A 16,896-nucleotide genomic window follows, 5' to 3' on the forward strand; every position below is an offset into this window, starting at 1 on the left:
CGCGCCCACCGAGCCTTAAGCCGGCTCTCAGCCGGAAGCCTTGCAGGCGGCTTCAGCCGCACTCAGGCGACTTCCAGTCGCAACCCCAACCTACCGGCTTTCAGCCGGTAGTCGTTTAGAAGCTCCTCCCTTCCGCGACTTTGTCGCGATCCCGTCGCAAATTCTAGAACCACACAGCGATAGAGGCTAACGGACGCATATTCCTGAAATTGGCGTGCCTGCACACTGAGATTCGGTTGGGAGGTATGCAGAAATTCAGCAGCGGGTCGCAGCCCGCCCTTCTCCAGAATCGTGACGAGGTACAATAGATGTCGAAACTCCGCCCAATCGTTCACCGGTAAGCCCCAACAGACAGAGATGTGCGGGGCTCACTTGGCTTGCCCCCAAGAGGATCTGCACGCTTGGAGGCGGGGAGGTGCCGCAGAAGTGGTGCAGTGGCCAAAGATACTCTTTCCGGATCTCCGAGTCGTTCACTTTCCTGCGGGCCGCATAAGCCTTTGCTGCTGTTGGTTCTGCACGCCACCTGGCCGGGACCGATAATTGCCACCTATCACCCGATAAATAACAAGTATTAGACAGAGGATTTTCGTAGAGAGACGCTAGCCACATTTCCAGGCATCTTCCGATGCCGTCATTCCACGTGTTGGAGATGCTGTATGGCTATGGCTGCGAGCGTCGAACGAACCGGAACCAGAGATACCTTGGCGACGAATCCTGAGGCCAAGAGTCAACCCGACGCAAGGAGAACGGTATCCCGCAATAGCTGGCTGGCATCTATTCCACCCAACACTTTGATTCAGGAACCGTTTGTCGATGCAGAACGCGCTGCGGACTTTCTCTCCATGCGTCGAAAGACGCTTCTGGAACTCGCTCGGCGGGGCAAGCTGTCGGGCCACCCCGTGGGATCCGGGCAACGGCGGATGTGGAAGTTTCGTATTTCTGAACTCGATCACTGGATGGCAGCCACAGTAAACTTAAGCCAGCGGCCGGGGCCTTATTCAAGGAGAATCTCTTGAGCAGACCTCGTTATCAGAATGGCAGTTTGAAACTTGTATCCCGCAAGAGTAGCGCCTCTGTCTGGATCTACCGCTGGCGCGAAACCAATGAGCACGGTGAGCGGCAGTTGCGGAAGCAAGTCATCGGTACGGTCAAGCAATATCCGACGAAAGCACTTGCTTCGTCAGCGATCGAAACGCTCAAGCTGACTATTAACCAGCAAGGCTTTCAAAGATTGGCCGGCCCCAAAACCTTCTCGGATCTGGTCGAGCATTATCGTTCGAAAGAACTCCCCGAAGAGAATCACAAGCGGAAGACTCGTAAGACAAAGAAGAACTACGAGGGCAACTTGAAGAACCATATCCTTCCAAGATGGGGTTCCTCCCAACTACGCGACATCCGCAGCGTGGATGTCGAGGAGTGGCTGGACCGAGTCAGCCTGGCTCCCAGCTCGAGGGCAAAACTCCGAAATGTCATGAGCACGGTCTTTCGCCATGGCATTCGGTGGAATTGGCTTGGGCAGCATGAGAATCCCATCGCGATGGTACGGGTCAGCTCGAAACGGCTGCGTACTCCTGAGACACTCACGGTGGAGGAGTTTCTAAGCCTCTTCGGAAGGCTCCCAGACCGGGAGCGCGCCATGGGGATCGTCTGCGCGACCACAGGGCTCCGCATCAGCGAGACCCTGGGGCTCAAGTGGGGTGACATCGATTTCCAGACGGGCAAGGCTAACGTGGTCCGTTCTGTGGTCGATGGAGCCGTCGGACGTTGCAAAACGGAAGTATCGCAGCCGCCGGTTCCTCTCGACGATCTGGTGTTGGCGGAGCTTCAGATCTGGCGGACGATCACCATGTATGCGTCCGACGCGGACTGGGTGTTTTCCAGCGGGCACGCCTTCGGCAAGATGCCGATCTGGGCGGTTTCATCCCTGCAGAAGGTCTTGCAGCCGGTCGCCAGGCGGGCCGGCATTACCAAACACATCGGCTGGCACACCTTCCGCCACACCTACAGTTCCATGCTGTCGGAGTACGGAGACGATGTGAAGGTGGTTCAGGAGCTCATGCGCCACGCCAAGATCAACACGACCATGGAGATCTACACCCATGCCCGAATGGAGAAGAAGCGACAGGCGCAGAGCAAGGTCGTGGATGTTCTGTTTGGGCGGGAAAGGAAGATGGCGCACGGATGAGACCCAACAACAGCCAGATTTGGGTTTGGTGCCCTCTCTGTGCCCATTTTGCGCCCCTTAGGAAGGCATCATTGGCTCTAACTTCTTGATTTGATGGTGGGCACAGCAGGATTCGAACCTACGACTTCCACCGTGTGAAGGTGGCACTCTACCGCTGAGTTATGCGCCCGTCCGGGCCCTGATCTGGCCTTCGGATCGATGCCGCCGGTGCGCCCTAAGCGCTACCCGCTGCCTTGAAAAAGCATACCACCCGCAGCGTCCCGCGCCAACCGAAGCTCTCCTAGCGCGTAATGGAGAGAGACGAAGCCCGTAGCAGGCAAGGACTGGGCGGATGGCACGCAACTGGCGTCTAACCCCATGGAACACAAGCACCGAGCGCCATGGGAACGCGAGGGCCGGAAGGTACAATCCCCAGAGCATGCAGACGCCGCACAAGCCCGAGCCGCTGGACGAGATTCGCCCAAAAAGGGTCGGTCCTGCGCAACCTGCGGACGAGGATGGGGTTCCTGAAGATATGGGAACGCTGGCGCTCCATCCCGGCATGATTGGCACCAACCCAAGCCACGCTGCGGAGAAGCCGGTTCGCGATCTGACTCCGGCCGAGCAGGAGTCCCGCGACGCTGCGGTCGCCCGCGGCGACTTCTCCGGGATGACCGACGCCGAGGTGATGCTCGAGCTCAAGGCCGGTCACATGCAGGCCTTCGACATCCTGCTGAACAAGTACCGGAAGCCAATCGTGCACTTCATGTTCCGCATGGTGCACAACCAGGCCGTGGCGGAGGAGCTGGCGCAGGAGGTTTTCCTCCGCGTCTACCGCTCGCGTGAGACCTACCGGGCGGAGGCGAGGTTCAGCACGTGGCTGTACCGTATCGCCACCAATCTGGGTGTTAACCATGCGCGCGATACGCGCCACGAACGGTCGGCTTCCACCGTCTATTTGGATGAGCCCGACTCCGAGACGGGCACCACGCCGGATGTGGCCGACTCCACGCCGACGATCGAGGCGGATATGCTCCGCAACGAGCGCATGAAGGCGATCCGGCAGCACGTGATGGCCCTGCCCGAGCGGCAGCGAACCGCGGTGTTGATGCACAAGTACGAAGGCCTGGACTACAAGCAGATCGGCGAGGTATTGAAGTTGTCCGAGTCTGCGACCAAGAGCCTGCTCTTCCGCGCCTACCAGACGTTGCGAGAGCGTTTGAAGGAGTTTGTTTAGGCCGTTCCGAAAGGGCGGCGAACAGGAACCACGGCGAGCTCGAGACTGCGATATGCGAGACAAGGCAGCCTGGCAGACCGATAGAAGATGAGGACGCTTCCCGAGAGGAGGCCGAAGATGAACATGATGACGACGAAGACAAATATCGGCTGTAACGAGTGCAGGGAACTACTGCCGGATCTGCTTCTGGATCCCCAGGCCGCATCGCAGCACCACAGTGCGGCGATACACCTGAAGTCCTGCGCAGAATGCCGCTCCGAGTACGAAGGCCTGCGCGCTACGTTTGCCCTGATGGACGATTGGACGGCTCCTGAGCCTTCCGCCTACTTTGACACCCGGCTGCACGCCCGCCTGCGCGAGGAGATGGACGCCCAGCCCGAGGGGCTGTGGGAGCGCCTTCGCTCCTTCGTGCTCTTCAGCACCGGGCGGCAGTTCCGCCCCATCGTAGCCGGAGCCCTGGGCTGTGTGCTGCTGCTGGGCGGTGCGGGAACGCTGGCGGGAATCTACACGCCGTGGAACCATGTGGCAGCCCCTTCGGCGACGGTCGACGACCTGAAGATCATGGACAACAACGCGCAGGCTGAGCAGCAGCTCAATCAGCTGCTGGACGACAACTCGCCCGATAGCTCTCCCGACACCCCGACGACGTAGCGGTTGCTGGGGCTGGCCGTGTCCTCCACGTAAATTTTGCGGCGCGATCTCGATTAGTTGTGGCTAAGATGAGGAAGTCCCATGGGGAAGTGCAGCTGAGGTGTTCAGGATGAGCAAGCCTCCTGGAAGCCGGGACTTCCACCATCGAGCAGGGTAGGGCCGGCGCAATACAGCCGGCCTTCGTTGTGGGTGGGCCTCAAGGTTAGGTTTCATTCGGGGGTCGGTCGAAGCATTTCAGAAGATATCGGCCAGCGAGGCTTGGCAGTCTTCGGTTCCGTCATAGAGTGATGCAGGCTCCGGGAGTAGCGACAAGCCCGGGTTGCGAGCAAGGTGCAGGATGAAGCGGATGGGAACAATGCGATGCGCGGTGGCGATCACAGCCACGCTGCTGGCGGCCTCTGGGCTCCATGCTCAGCATCGCCAAGGTGCGCCCGCTCCGCAGCGCGTCACGATGCCGCACTACTCCGCTCCGCGTCAGCAGCCTCGGCCGCAACAACAGCCACCGCGGAACTATGGTGGGCCGCAGTCCTCGCACAATTTCCAGAGCCAGCAGCCGCAGCGCGCCCCGCAGCCATCCGGCCAGCCTATGGCGCCGGTCGAGCGCCGAGCGCCAAACCCGCAGCCAACGCAACAGCCCTCCCAGCTGGCTCCTATCCAGCGTCACGAGGTCGGCCCTGCCGCCGGGGCCAACGGTGAGCACCTGGCGGAGTGGATGCAGCATCACAGCAACATGCCGCTCTCCGAGCAGCAGCGGGCCCTGCAGAGTGAGCCCGGCTTCCGCGACCTGCCCGGCCCCACGCAGCAGCGGCTCATGGGCCGGCTCTCACAGCTCAATGCCATGCCCCCCGAGCAGCGTCAGCGGCTGATCCAGCGCAACGAAGCGATGGAGCGGCTGAATCCGGCGCAACGCACCGAGGTTCGCAATGCCACCCAGCAGTGGGCTTCGCTTCCTCCGGACCAGAAGTTCGCGGTCGGCCGCAGCTTCCGCGCCCTGCGCCAGCTGCCCCCTGATCAGCGCGCCGCAGCGCTCGCCTCCGGGCGCTACACTGCACCCTTCAACGCCCAGCAGCGCCAGGCGCTCGACAGCTTGATGCGCGTCGAGCCGATGCTTCCGCCCGACCAATAAACAGCGCCGCCGGTTTCCGGTGCACTAGGTCATCGTGATGCGCGTGTGGCGATCAGTCCTTGCGCCTGTTCCAGCGCACCACAACGATCAGCGTAATCAGCGCAGCGGCTCCTCCACCAAACAGCCCGGCCATGTCTGCCGCCAACCTCACCTGCGGCTGGTAGGAGCCCGCATCGGCGTGGTGCTCCAGGACCAGGTGTGCCATCAGCACACCCACTCCAACGAAGACAGCCAGCACGATGAGGGCTCGAACAGCGATGCGCATAGGTCTAGCGTACGTCCTCGCTCCTTGCTCTAAACCTGGAGACCTCACACCTCTGCAGGCAAATCGTCGGCCGCAGAAGCATGAGGTCCGGGGATGCACTTGTTCCAATACCAGTTGTTAGTGCTGCGTGATCGTGGCCGTTGGCGAGATCGTCATGCCGTCCCCTTCTTCGGCCGTCACATGCACGTTCTCGAAGTCGGCTTTGGTGTAGGCGATCTTCGCTCCATGCCTCGCGCTGATCGTTACGTTCTTCAGCGTAAGGTTCTCGACCGGAGACTCCGGCAGGCCCACGATGATCGCTGCGGTCTCACTTCCCGTAGCCTTCACGTTGGTGATGTGGATGTCGTGGAAGTGCGGCGTCAGGCGCTGCACCGGCTCGGCCGCCACCTCACCTTCGGGATAGACCTTGGGGTAGTACTCGCTGATCAGGATCGCGGTTTTCACATCGACCATGTCGATGTCGTCGAAGGTGATGTCCGAGACATCGTGGCCGCGGTCGCGGTTGGCCTTGATGCGGATGCCCTGGTCCGTGCCCTTGAAGTGGATGCGCGAGGCATGGATATGCTGCGCGCCGCCCGCAAGCTCACTGCCGATTGAGAGGCCATGCCCGTTCTCGAAGGTGCAATCGGTGATGGTGATGTCATGGCTCGGATCATCCGGCCCGGGCGAATTGATGGCGCCTGACTTGATCGCGATGTTGTCGTCGCCCACAGAGCTGAACACATGGTCGATGAGAATGTGCCCCGAGCTGAAGGGGTCGATCGCATCGGTGTTCGGCGAGTGGGGCGCGAGGATCTTCATGTTGCGGAAGATCAGGTCATCGGCGTAGTACGGAACGATCTGCCAGAAGCCCGCATTCTGCATCGTGATGTTCTCCACGCGGATGTGCTTCGAGTGATCGAAGACCATGCCCATCGGTCGTGGATGATCCGTGCCGAGCACGCCCGAATCCTTCACGCCCTTCACATACTCCCACCACACATGGCCGTTGCCGTCGATGGTGCCGCCGCCAGTGATGGTGACATGCTCCGCGTCGCGCGTACCCACGAGCGGCTGCACAGTGTCCTTGCGCGCGAAGGTCCAGTGCGGATAATCCTCGCGGTCGGGCGAGCCCAGCAGCGTCGCTCCGGTTTCGATATCCAGCGTGGTCCCACTGAGCAGCAGGATCGGGCCCGACACGAACGTGCCGCCGGCGAGCTTCACGGTTCCGCCCTTGCAGTCGGTGACCGCTTTGAGGATGGCGGCGGTGTCCTTGGTCACGCCATCGCCCTTCGCGCCGTACTTGCGCACATCGCAGGTCTTTGCCGCCAGCGCGGGAATCGCACTCACCAGCGCCGCCATCGTTACCACTACTCCGAACCGCATGCGTCTCTCCTGCTTGCCGCTTTGTATCTGCCTGGACCTGTCTGACAAGCTCGGAGAAAATCTTACACGCGCGAGGCCGCGCCGCGCATCGGTGGTCCAACTTGTCTGCCCGCGCCCTTGCCCTTACGATGGCCTCATGCAGAGCAATTCAGCCGTTCGATCCCTCGTGGCCCTTGGTGTTTCTATCGCTGCGTCCTTCTGTTCGGTCGCGCTTTTCGCTGCGACGGCCTCAGCCCAGCAGTACAAGATTGCCCAGGTCGTCTACGAGAATCCTGGCCCGTTCTCGCAGGAGCAGCTGGCTGCGGTGAGCGGCGTGAAGCCCGGGGACCCAGCTACGGCCGCCACTCTGCAGACCGGCGCGCAGAAGCTCTCCGATAGTGGCTTCTTCGACGATATTGGCGCGGAGATCCGTGGCACCACGGCGCACCTTATCGCGGCCTTCCAGCTCAAGCCCACCCCTCGCGCCGCGATGATCGCAGTCGGCTATGAGAACTTCGTCTGGCTCACGCCGCAGGAGATCGATGCGACGATCCACGCCGGCATGCCGCTCTACTTTGGCGCTCTGCAGGAGAACACTGTGCAGGTCGATCAGGTCAACGCGGCGCTCGTGCAGGCCCTCGCGGCCAAGGGAGTCGTTGCCAAGGTGGAGCATGAGACCATCGAGCCCACGCTCGAGCACCCGCTCCGCGCGATGGAGTTCCGCGTCGTCTCACCGCGCCCGGTGGTGGCCAACATCAAGCTTGCAGGTGCGACGCCTGACCTGGTCCCGCTGCTGCAGTCCTCCGTCAACACGACGGCGCATACGCCCTACAACGCAGGCCTTTCCGGTCGCCTCACCGCCGAAAGCATCCTCGCTCCGCTGCTGGATGCAGGCTACATCGATGCGGCGCTCGGCTCTGTGACCCTCGAGGCTGGAGCGCTGGATAAGAGCCTGGGCTTGGAGCCGGTGGTGGTGAATGCAAAACTGTCCGCGGGCGACGTCTATCACCTCTCGTCGATCACCTTTGCGGGATCGCCGCTGATGACCGCCGACGCTTTCAACGCCGGCGCGAAGCTTCACCCGGGCGACACAGCCTCGCGCATGCAGTTACTCCTCACACTCGCGCCGCTCGACACGGCCTACCGCAAGCAGGGTTATATGGATGTCATCATCAAGGCCGACCCGAAAGAGGATGCTGCCGCCCACACGGTGGCTTACACGGTTACCGTGACGCCGGGCGAGCAGTACCGCCTCGCCAAGGTGACAGCCGAAGGCCTCGATCCCACAGCCCAGGCCGACTTCGAGAAGTACTTCAAGCTCAAGACCGGCGACATCTACGACGCGACCTACGTGGCCACGTTCATCAAGAGCAACACCGCGCTCAAGAGTCTGGCCACGTACACCGGAACCTTCAAAGCCTACGCGGATCCCAACAAGCACACGGTGGAGCTGGTGCTGAAGTTCTTCGCCGGACCGACGATCACGGTGCACTAAGAGTCAATCGAAGCTACTCCCACTCGATCGTTCCCGGTGGCTTTGAGGTGATGTCGTAGACCACGCGGTTGATGCCGCGGACTTCGCTCACGATGCGGGAAGAGATCGTGCGTAGGACGTCGTAAGGCAGGGCGGCCCAGTCGGCGGTCATGCCGTCTTCGCTCTCCACGGCGCGGATGGCGCAGGTGTAGGCGTAGGTGCGCTGATCTCCCATCACTCCCACAGATTTGACAGGCAGGAGAACAGCGAAGCTCTGCCAGACTTTGCGATAGAGGCCGGCCTTCTTGATTTCGTCGACGCAGATGGCGTCCGCTTCCTGCAGGATGGCCACGCGCTCCGGGGTGACTTCGCCGAGGATGCGGACGGCGAGGCCGGGGCCGGGGAAGGGCTGGCGTTCGAGGATCTCTTCGGGCATGCCGAGGTCGCGGCCGATGCGGCGGACCTCATCCTTGAAGAGGTCGCGCAGCGGCTCGATGAGCTTGAGCTTCATGTCCTCGGGCAGGCCGCCGACGTTGTGGTGGCTCTTGATGACGTGCGAAGGCCCGTGAACACTGGCGGATTCGATCACGTCGGGATAGAGCGTGCCCTGCACCAGCCAGGCGACCTCTTCGCCACCGCTGTTGTTCGCGTCGAAGATCTTCTTGGCTTCGTCGTCGAAGACCGCGATGAACTCGTTGCCGATGGCTTTGCGCTTCTTCTCGGGATCGGTGACGCCGGCGAGCTTCGCCAGGAAACGCTCGCTCGCATCGACCGCGACGACATTGAGGTGCAGGTCTTCGCGCATGGTCTTCTGGACCTTGGCGAACTCATCCTTCCGCAGCACGCCGTTGTTCACGAAGATGCACGTGAGCCGGTCGCCGATGGCCTTGGCGACGAGCACCGCGGCGACGGAGGAATCCACGCCGCCAGACAGCCCGCAGATCGCGTGGCCGAGTTTTCCATCAGCCCCGACCTGCTGCTTGATCTTCGCGACCGTGGTCTCGATGAAGTGCGCGGGCGTCCAGTCCTGCGTGGCGCCGCAGATGTCGACGACGAAATTCTTGAGCAGCTCCATACCCTGGCGGGTGTGGGCGACTTCGGGGTGGAACTGTACGGCCCACATCTTGCGTGACTCGTCGGCGATGGCGGCAACGGCGTTGTCGGTCCGCGCCACGATGCGGAAGCCTTCCGGCAACGTCTCGGCGTGGTCGCCGTGGGACATCCAGACCTCCAGCGTCGAAGGTAGGCCGTGGAAGAGTGGCGTCTCCTCGAAGACGGTTACCTCCGCATGACCATACTCGTGCGACGCGGCCGGAACCACGCGCCCGCCGAGGTGATGCGTCATGAAGTGCAGACCGTAGCAGATGCCGAGCACAGGGAGGCCGGTAGCCAGCACGTTGGCGTCGGCCTTGGGGGCGTCGTCGTCGTAGACGCTGGACGGGCCGCCGGAGAGGATGATGCCCTTCGGGTTCAGCGCGAGCACCTTCTCCAGCGGCGTGGTGCAAGGAAGCACCACGGAGAAGACGTTGAACTCGCGGATGCGGCGCGCGATCAGCTGGGTGTACTGCGAGCCGAAGTCGAGGATGACGATGGTGGAGAGGTCAGGGGCGCTCACACCTTAAGTGTAACGGTGCGGGGAAACCCAGCCTGTGGAGGGGTACCCCCCCTCCCCCCTAAAACGTCAAAGTCTTCATTCGGGGGAAGTTGGGTCCGGACCTTGAAAAAATCCAGGCAGCCGGCTCATACGCGACATGGAAGACGCACTGACTCCATTCTAGCGATTTGCGAGAGGAACTCTGCCAGATGGATTGGGCCTTCAGTTCTCTGTTTTCGCCGTAATGCGCGTCGAAGTCGAAGATGACGATGGTCGGGAGATCAGGGGGCGCTCAAACCTAAGTGTATCGTTGCCGCAGGAGAATCCGGATGCTCCGCGTTTGTCGGCTAGGTTGTCTCTTCGCCGTGCTGGTCGGCATCGCCACTGCGTGTGCAGCTGCGCCGCCTCACCGCAGCGGACTTACCGTGAAGGCTTTCTGGACTCTCGACTCGACCTATGTCGATAAGAAGCACGGCGTGTCCTTTCGGTACCCGTCCGTCTGGTCGAAAGGGACTGGTTGGGGAATGCACCCGCCCGGTTTGTTTATCGAGGATGGAGGCGACCCCAGGGTGGGCTTCGGCTTCGAGACCGACCAACAGACCGACCCAGCGGGACCCTACGCGAATTCGAATCTCGAAGGCGTCGGCTTCAGCTATGAGGCGCACGAGACGCCCACCAATGCTGCATGCCGAAAGCTCGCGTCCGATCTCGCGAACGACGATCGGCCCCCTCGCGCAATGATCGTCAAAGGAATCACCTACTTCCGCTGGGAGTCGGGTGAAGGTGGAATGAACCAGTACACCGGTGGACCTTTGCTCGCGACCTGGAAGCATGGTGTCTGCTACGTCTTCGAGCAGTCCATCTCATCGTTCAATGGTGTCAGAGACGACGATGAGGACCCGGTCAATCATCCCTCGGGACAGTACGATCTCGAGCAGGTCGAACGCAATCTCTGGCGCATCATGAGCACCGTCCACTTCAGTCAGTAGATCTGGCATCGGAACGCCTGCCCGGTGCTAGTTGGGATCTTTGCTGCGGGTGGACGCGACGGCTCCCATGACACCTGCGCCGAGGAGAACGATGGCGATGGCGCCGATCCAGTGGGTGGGCACGTGCGCGAGGTTGCAGACGTAGAGCACGCCCACGATGAGGATGATAGTGCCTACCAGGTACAGTCCAAACGACATGGGAACCTCCGGGACCGGCGAACCGGTGCGCGTCAAAGATTACGATGCCGATTCGAGGCTGGCGGGCGTCTCGCGGGGGACAAAATCGTAGGCCTGTGCCAAGCGGAGATAGGATGCCTGGCGTACGACATGAAAGTAGTCCGAGGCGAAGACCCACATCACGAATGTCCCGAACCACCACCAGTTGAGGAAGTCCTGGGTTTCGTTGTTGGCGAAGGGGAGTGGGCAGGAGCTGAGGGCCAGGGACCAGACGATGAGCCCAACCTTGACGACTCCCATGACGAGGTTGATCTCGACGAGCTTGGCGCGCAGGGGGCCGGCGTTCCATGCGGCCCGGAGGGCGGCGGTGAAGTTGAGACGATGCGCCATGGCGAGGACAGAAGCGAGACGGAAGATCCAGCTCGTTGACGCCCAGAGAACAAACATCGCGAGGGTGAGGACGATAAGGAGAGCGAAGCCGGGGACGTAGTCCGGGTATTGGCCGAGCGACTGCGGGCCCTGCACGAAGTGGATCCAGGCGAGGGTGAGTGCGGCGAGCCAAAGGGCGATGAGCGTAATGAAGAGCGCGACGCGGACGGCCGCCAGGAGGCAGAGCGTAAGGCGGCGAGGAATGAGTTGGGCGTCGATGCGGCGCAGGAGGATCGAGCGTCCGTGGCCGGAGAGGACGCCCCAGAGGGCGGCAGCAGTGATGGCAAGGAAGAACGACGAGGAGAGCACACTGGAATCGAAGCTCAGCTTCAGCGAGCCATGGATCACCTCGAGGAACCACACCTGAACTTCCGCGACGAAGGTTGCGAGCCATTGCGTGCTGAGCTGCACGCCGATGCCGTGCGTCCCCAGCATCCAGCTTAGGCACCATAGCGCAGGCAGCCAGGCGATCCAGCGCGAGACGGCTTCGATCGCGGTGAGGAGGGGGCGATGCCAGACCTCGCTCATGACACCTACGAAGGATTGGGTGCCGCGGATGGGGGCGTGGGTCAATCGAGTTCCTTCGGGTTTCGGGGATAGCCCAGGTGTTCGGGAGTTGCGAGTGTCGATGTTTCGCGCTTACAGCGCTCAGAGACTCGGGGCGATTCTACCTGGGGCTTCGCCCCAGGCTGGTATATCGTCGGGCCTTCGGCCCTTGCGGGATCGGCGATGCTGGGGATCGTGCCTGCGGTTTGCGTGATCGCGTTGATCATTCCAGATGCGGCATGCGATTTCAGTTCTCCAGATTTCAGTTCGCCAGATTCCAGCCGGATTTTGCTTTACTTCACGACCATGTTGAGGAGCTTGCCTTTGACGTAGATGGTCTTGACTACGGTCTTGCCGGTGAGGCGCTGTTGGACCTTTTCGTCGGCGAGGGCGGTGGACTTGATGGTCTCTTCGTCGGCGTCGGCGGAGACCTTGATGACGTTGGCGAGCTTGCCGTTGACCTGCACGGGGATCTCGATCTCGTCTTCCTTGGCGAGGGTTGCGTCTGCGACGGGCCAGGCCGCGTGATTGATCGCGGTGGTGTGCCCCATCTGCTCCCAGAGCTCGGCGGTGAGGAAGGGAGCGAAGGGCGCGAGCAGCAGGGTGAGCGAGCGGAAGAGCTCGGCGATGGTGGCTGGCGGGATCTCGCCGCTGTCCATCGCGGCTTCCGACGAGGCGATCTCGTTGACGAGGATCATGACAGCGGCGATGGAGGTGTTGAAGTGCCAGCGGCCGCTGAAGTCTTCGGTGATCTTGGCGATGGTCTGATGCAGGGTGCGGAGCAGCTTTGCGCCGGCGGGTGTCTGGCTGGCGAACGATCCGGGTGCGATCTCATCGCCCTTCGTGTGCTCGACCGACTTGACGATGGGAGCGTACTTCATCGTGAGGCGGTAGACGCGGGCAAGGAAGCGCGACACGCCGGCGACGCCATCCTCCTGCCAGTCGAGGTCACGGTCGGGCGGGGCCGCGAAGAGCGCGTAGGTGCGCGTGGCGTCGGCGCCGAACTTGCCGATCATCTCATCGGGCGAGACGACGTTGCCCTTGGACTTGGACATCTTCGCGCCGTCTTTGATGACCATGCCCTGGGTGAAGAGGCGTGTGGCGGGCTCGTCGTTTTTGATCAGGCCGATGTCGCGCATGACCTTGGTCCAGTAGCGCGAGTAGATGAGGTGCAGGATGGCGTGCTCGACGCCGCCGATGTACTGGTCGATGGGGAACCAGTAGTTGGCCTTCTCGCTGGAGAACGGCTTCTGCGCGTTATGGGCATCCGTATAGCGGTAGAAGTACCAGCTGGAGTCGACGAAGGTGTCCATCGTGTCGGTCTCGCGACGCGCGGGGCCGCCGCAGACGGGGCAGGTAGTGTTGACGAACTCCGGCACGCGGCCGAGGGGCGAGCCGTTCTCCTGCGTGATGGCGACGTTGTCGGGCAGCAGGACGGGGAGCTGCGAGTCGGGCAACGGAACCATGCCCTTCGGTGGCAGGGCTGGTTTTCCTGGCTCAGGGCTGTCATGCCCGTTGACGCAGTAGACGACGGGGATAGGGGTGCCCCAGTAACGCTGGCGGCTGACGCCCCAGTCCTTGAGGCGGAAGGTCTTGGTGCGCTTGCCGAAGCCCTTGTCTTCGGCGAAACGCCCCATCTTTTCCTGGGCTTCGAGCGAAGCTTCGCCGGTCCACTCGCCGGAGTTGATGAGGACGGCTTCGTCTTCGGCGATGTAGGGGAGGTCGAGGTCGCCGCTGTCGTCGTCCTTGCCGCCGGAGACGGCCGGCGCGATGACGCGCTTGATGGGCAGGCCGTACTTGGTGGCGAACTCGTAGTCGCGCTCGTCGTGGGCGGGCACGCTCATGATGGCGCCGGTGCCGTAGTCGGCGAGGATGTAGTTGGCGATCCAGATGGGCAGGGTCTCGCCGGTGAAGGGATTGATGGCGTGCTTGCCGGTGCTGACGCCGTGCTTCTCGATGGCGCCGAAGTCGCCGGTCTGCTTGGCCGCGGCTTGCTCGGCGACCATCTTGTCGACGTCGGCTGCGAGAGCGGTGTCTGTCTTTGCCCACTCCTTGACGAGGGCGTGCTCGGGGGCGAGCTGGATGGAGGTGGCGCCGAAGATGGTGTCGACGCGGGTGGTGAAGACGGTGATGCTGGGTTGGCCCTCAGCATGGGCAGGAGCAGAAGCAGGTCCCTCGACTTCCCCTTCGCTTCGCTCAGGGTCCGCTCGGGATGACACAGCAGAGGTGGCACTGTCGGCGACGGCGAAGGTTACGTCGGTGCCGTAGCTGCGGCCGATCCAGTTGCGCTGCATGGTGCGGACCTTGTCGGGCCAGCCGGGCATGGTGTCGAGGCCGTCGAGGAGCTCGTCGGCGTACTGGGTGATGCGGAAGAACCACTGCTCGAGCTCGCGCTGCTCGACGGGGGTGTCTTCGTGCCGCCAGCAGCAGCCGCCAACGACCTGCTCGTTGGCGAGCACGGTGGCGCACTGGTTGCACCAGTTGACCTTGCTGGACCTGCGGTAGGCGAGGCCGCGCTCGAGCATGCGCAGGAAGAACCACTGGTTCCAGCGGTAGTACTCAGGCAGGCAGCTGGCGATTTCGGTGGAGTCCCAGTCGTAGCTGAGGCCCATGCGGCGCATCTGGACCTTCATGGCGGCGATGTTGGAGAGGGTCCACTCGCGGGGGGCGCGGCCGTTCTTGAGGGCGGCGTTTTCGGCGGGCAGGCCGAAGGCGTCCCAGCCCATGGGGTGCAGGACGTTGAAGCCGCGCATGCGCATGAAGCGCGCGAGGGCGTCGCCGATGGTGTAGTTGCGGACGTGGCCGATGTGCAGCGCGCCCGAGGGATAGGGAAGCATCTCGACGCAGAAGAACTTGGGCTTGCCGCCGGAGTGGTCTTCAGCGCGATAGAGCGTGGGGTCGGCGTCCCAGCGGGACTGCCAGCGGGGCTCGATGTCGGCGGGGGTGTAGCGGGCCGGTTCGTCGTTGGAGCGGCGCTCGGGCGCGGCGGGGGTTTCGAGCTTGTGGAGTTTGTGGATCTCGGGCATACAAGATTGATTGTAAAGAAGCGGTCAAGGGGGCGTTGGTGAGATCAAGCAATGCTTTTGAGGGGCGCGTGGCTGAAGGGGCTCGACTCTAGAATGGGGTCAGGCAGCAGTGAGGAGATTGGACCAGGTATGACCGACAACGCCAAGAGCAGCGCCAGTGCATGGAATGTGCCGGAGTTTCGCCCTGACCTCGCGTTCCCCAAGCTCACGGAGGACATGGTCGAGCGGTTGACGCCGTATGGGCGCGAGGAGTTGATTCCCGCAGATGTGTTGCTGTTCTCGCAAGGGCAGCGGCAGGTGGACATGCTGGTCGTGCTGGAGGGAGAGATTGAAATCTGTATTCCTTCCGGCGGCGGGGAGCGGAAGATCATCGCGACGCATCGACGGTTCGACTTCTCGGGCGAGCTGAATCTGCTGAACTCGCAGGGGTCGCTGGTGGAGGCGCGAACGCTCACCGAGAGCCGCGTGCTGCGCATATCGCGGGATCAGCTGCAGCGGGTGATGCGGGCCGAGGGCGATATCGCGAACCTGATCGCGCAGGCGACGGTATGGCGCCGGATCGGGATCATCGGCGAAGAGACCGGCGGAGTGGTGCTGACGGGCCATGCCAACGATGCGGAGGCCACGCAGCTGCAGCGGTTCCTGCTGCGCAACAGCTACCCGCACCGGATCATCGAGGTGACGGCGGAGGCGGGGAAGCCGGTGGAGGATCTCCTCACCGAGCATGAAACGGATCTGCCGAGTGTGACCCTCACCGATGGGCGTGTGCTGCGTCGGCCAACGATTGCGCAGCTGGCGGATGAATTGGGAATTACGGAGCTTCCGGACTCGACGATGGTCTACGACGTCGTCGTCGTGGGTGCGGGGCCCTCGGGGCTGGCGGCGGCGGTGTATGCGGCTTCGGAGGGACTGTGCACGATTGTTGTGGAGGGCACCGCTCCGGGAGGACAGGCGGGTACCAGTTCCAAGATCGAGAACTACCTGGGCTTCCCGACGGGCATCTCCGGTCAGCGGCTGGCGAGCCGGGCGCAGCTGCAGGCGCTGAAGTTTGGGGTGCGGTTCGCGATCTCGCGCGACGTGGTGACGGCGGAGCAGGTGGATGGGATTCACAAGCTGAAGTTGGCGGGCGGCATTCCGGTGTGCTCGCGTTCGGTGGTGGTTGCGACGGGGGCGCAGTATCGCAAGCTCGCGGTGGAGAACTACAGCCAGTACGAGAGCCGTGGGATCTACTACGCGGCGACTGCGATGGAGTCCCTGCTATGCCGCGACAACGAGGTGATCGTGGTGGGCGGAGGGAACTCGGCGGGGCAGGCTGCGGTGTTTCTGTCGGGGATCGCGAAGCACGTGCATCATCTTGTGCGAGGCAAGTCGCTGGCGGCTACGATGTCGCAGTATTTGATCTCGCGGATCGAGAACTCGTCGCACATCACGCTGCATACGGACTCCGAGATTGAGAGGCTGGAAGGGGCGACGTCGCTGGAGCGGGTGACGTGGCGCAATCGCAGGACGGGCGAGCGGACCGAGAGGGAGATCGGGAGCGTCTTCGTGATGATTGGAGCCGAGCCGAACTCGGGCTGGCTGTACGGCACGGTCAAGCTCGACCGGAAGGGCTTCATTCTTACGGGAGGCGAGACAGGCTTCCAGGCGACGCCGTATGCGACGAGCGTTCCGGGGATGTTTGCGGTGGGCGATGTGCGGGCGAACTCGGTGAAACGGGTAGCGTCCGCGGTGGGCGAAGGCTCGGTGGTGATCTCGGACGTGCACCGGTACCTGGCGGACCATCGCAACAGCTTCCCGGCGGAGCCGAACTCGGCGCTGGCGGCACAGCGGTCGGCGAACGCTGCGGCGGTCCCGCAGGAGCATGCGTAGGCGTA

General features: G+C 62.7%; 15 protein-coding genes and 1 tRNA gene. 8 read left to right on the forward strand and 8 right to left on the reverse strand.

The features are described 5' to 3' along the window. Positions 1-62: 62 nt before the first annotated feature. Entirely contained in the window at positions 63-335 is a 273-nt protein-coding gene (locus AC5E6W_RS10310; RefSeq protein ID WP_491752209.1) for a LysR family transcriptional regulator, read from the reverse strand. Between the two features lie 327 nt (positions 336-662). Between AC5E6W_RS10310 and AC5E6W_RS10315 the strand changes: the two genes are divergently transcribed. Further along, the gene (locus AC5E6W_RS10315) at positions 663-1,016 is read left to right on the forward strand and encodes a helix-turn-helix domain-containing protein (RefSeq protein ID WP_491752251.1); all 354 of its coding nucleotides are present in this window, start codon (positions 663-665) and stop codon (positions 1,014-1,016) included. Further along, a complete protein-coding gene (locus tag AC5E6W_RS10320) occupies positions 1,013-2,185 on the forward strand; it encodes a tyrosine-type recombinase/integrase (RefSeq protein WP_491752210.1) in 1,173 nt (390 codons plus the stop codon). The genes AC5E6W_RS10315 and AC5E6W_RS10320 overlap by 4 nt, the downstream gene beginning before the upstream one ends. A 94-nt stretch (positions 2,186-2,279) precedes the next feature. Here AC5E6W_RS10320 and AC5E6W_RS10325 read toward each other — a convergent pair. Next, a tRNA-Val gene (locus AC5E6W_RS10325) sits at positions 2,280-2,354 on the reverse strand. A gap of 249 nt (positions 2,355-2,603) precedes the next feature. Between AC5E6W_RS10325 and AC5E6W_RS10330 the strand changes: the two genes are divergently transcribed. From AC5E6W_RS10330 to AC5E6W_RS10340, 3 genes are all read left to right on the forward strand, one after another. Then, entirely contained in the window at positions 2,604-3,401 is a 798-nt protein-coding gene (locus tag AC5E6W_RS10330) for an RNA polymerase sigma factor (protein WP_491752211.1), read from the forward strand. 117 nt (positions 3,402-3,518) lie between these two features. Beyond that, positions 3,519-4,052, forward strand: a complete 534-nt coding sequence (locus tag AC5E6W_RS10335) for a hypothetical protein (protein ID WP_491752212.1) — start codon at positions 3,519-3,521, stop codon at positions 4,050-4,052. 346 nt (positions 4,053-4,398) lie between these two features. Further along, the gene (locus AC5E6W_RS10340; protein WP_491752213.1) at positions 4,399-5,178 is read left to right on the forward strand and encodes a DUF3106 domain-containing protein; all 780 of its coding nucleotides are present in this window, start codon (positions 4,399-4,401) and stop codon (positions 5,176-5,178) included. 52 nt (positions 5,179-5,230) lie between these two features. Here the strand turns inward: AC5E6W_RS10340 and AC5E6W_RS10345 are convergent, their stop codons facing one another. Continuing rightward, a complete protein-coding gene (locus tag AC5E6W_RS10345) occupies positions 5,231-5,443 on the reverse strand; it encodes a hypothetical protein (protein ID WP_491752214.1) in 213 nt (70 codons plus the stop codon). A 117-nt stretch (positions 5,444-5,560) separates the two neighbouring features. Further along, positions 5,561-6,808, reverse strand: a complete 1,248-nt coding sequence (locus AC5E6W_RS10350) for a glycoside hydrolase family 28 protein (RefSeq protein WP_491752215.1) — start codon at positions 6,806-6,808, stop codon at positions 5,561-5,563. Between the two features lie 136 nt (positions 6,809-6,944). Between AC5E6W_RS10350 and AC5E6W_RS10355 the strand changes: the two genes are divergently transcribed. Continuing rightward, on the forward strand, positions 6,945-8,282 hold the full coding sequence (locus tag AC5E6W_RS10355) for a POTRA domain-containing protein (protein WP_491752216.1): 1,338 nt from the start codon (positions 6,945-6,947) through the stop codon (positions 8,280-8,282). 13 nt (positions 8,283-8,295) lie between these two features. On the opposite strand, the gene guaA is transcribed toward AC5E6W_RS10355, so the two are convergent. Then, on the reverse strand, positions 8,296-9,876 hold the full coding sequence (gene guaA, locus AC5E6W_RS10360; RefSeq protein ID WP_491752217.1) for a glutamine-hydrolyzing GMP synthase: 1,581 nt from the start codon (positions 9,874-9,876) through the stop codon (positions 8,296-8,298). A 308-nt stretch (positions 9,877-10,184) separates the two neighbouring features. Here guaA and AC5E6W_RS10365 point away from each other — a divergent pair, with 308 nt between their 5' ends. Further along, entirely contained in the window at positions 10,185-10,844 is a 660-nt protein-coding gene (locus AC5E6W_RS10365; RefSeq protein ID WP_491752218.1) for a hypothetical protein, read from the forward strand. 27 nt (positions 10,845-10,871) lie between these two features. Here the strand turns inward: AC5E6W_RS10365 and AC5E6W_RS10370 are convergent, their stop codons facing one another. From AC5E6W_RS10370 to leuS, 3 genes are all read right to left on the reverse strand, one after another. Next, positions 10,872-11,042, reverse strand: a complete 171-nt coding sequence (locus tag AC5E6W_RS10370) for a hypothetical protein (protein WP_491752219.1) — start codon at positions 11,040-11,042, stop codon at positions 10,872-10,874. Between the two features lie 39 nt (positions 11,043-11,081). Next, the gene (locus AC5E6W_RS10375) at positions 11,082-12,023 is read right to left on the reverse strand and encodes a hypothetical protein (protein WP_491752220.1); all 942 of its coding nucleotides are present in this window, start codon (positions 12,021-12,023) and stop codon (positions 11,082-11,084) included. Positions 12,024-12,289: 266 nt separating this feature from the next. Next, positions 12,290-15,022: a leucine--tRNA ligase gene (gene leuS, locus AC5E6W_RS10380; RefSeq protein ID WP_491752221.1), complete on the reverse strand. Its 2,733-nt coding sequence runs from the start codon at positions 15,020-15,022 to the stop codon at positions 12,290-12,292. 129 nt (positions 15,023-15,151) lie between these two features. Here leuS and AC5E6W_RS10385 point away from each other — a divergent pair, with 129 nt between their 5' ends. Beyond that, entirely contained in the window at positions 15,152-16,891 is a 1,740-nt protein-coding gene (locus AC5E6W_RS10385; RefSeq protein ID WP_491752222.1) for an FAD-dependent oxidoreductase, read from the forward strand. Positions 16,892-16,896 lie beyond the last annotated feature (5 nt).

Source organism: Bryocella sp. (assembly GCF_058498515.1).

Bases quoted from the DNA above. Each gene is read 5' to 3' on its own strand.
- AC5E6W_RS10340 (WP_491752213.1), top strand. From the start codon at position 4,399: ATGGGAACAATGCGATGCGCGGTGGCGATCACAGCCACGCTGCTGGCG.
- leuS (WP_491752221.1), bottom strand. From the start codon at position 15,022: ATGCCCGAGATCCACAAACTCCACAAGCTCGAAACCCCCGCCGCGCCC.
- AC5E6W_RS10365 (WP_491752218.1), top strand. From the start codon at position 10,185: ATGCTCCGCGTTTGTCGGCTAGGTTGTCTCTTCGCCGTGCTGGTCGGC.
- AC5E6W_RS10315 (WP_491752251.1), top strand. From the start codon at position 663: ATGGCTGCGAGCGTCGAACGAACCGGAACCAGAGATACCTTGGCGACG.
- AC5E6W_RS10350 (WP_491752215.1), bottom strand. From the start codon at position 6,808: ATGCGGTTCGGAGTAGTGGTAACGATGGCGGCGCTGGTGAGTGCGATT.
- AC5E6W_RS10370 (WP_491752219.1), bottom strand. From the start codon at position 11,042: ATGTCGTTTGGACTGTACCTGGTAGGCACTATCATCCTCATCGTGGGC.
- AC5E6W_RS10355 (WP_491752216.1), top strand. From the start codon at position 6,945: ATGCAGAGCAATTCAGCCGTTCGATCCCTCGTGGCCCTTGGTGTTTCT.
- AC5E6W_RS10385 (WP_491752222.1), top strand. From the start codon at position 15,152: ATGACCGACAACGCCAAGAGCAGCGCCAGTGCATGGAATGTGCCGGAG.
- AC5E6W_RS10330 (WP_491752211.1), top strand. From the start codon at position 2,604: ATGCAGACGCCGCACAAGCCCGAGCCGCTGGACGAGATTCGCCCAAAA.
- AC5E6W_RS10335 (WP_491752212.1), top strand. From the start codon at position 3,519: ATGAACATGATGACGACGAAGACAAATATCGGCTGTAACGAGTGCAGG.
- AC5E6W_RS10345 (WP_491752214.1), bottom strand. From the start codon at position 5,443: ATGCGCATCGCTGTTCGAGCCCTCATCGTGCTGGCTGTCTTCGTTGGA.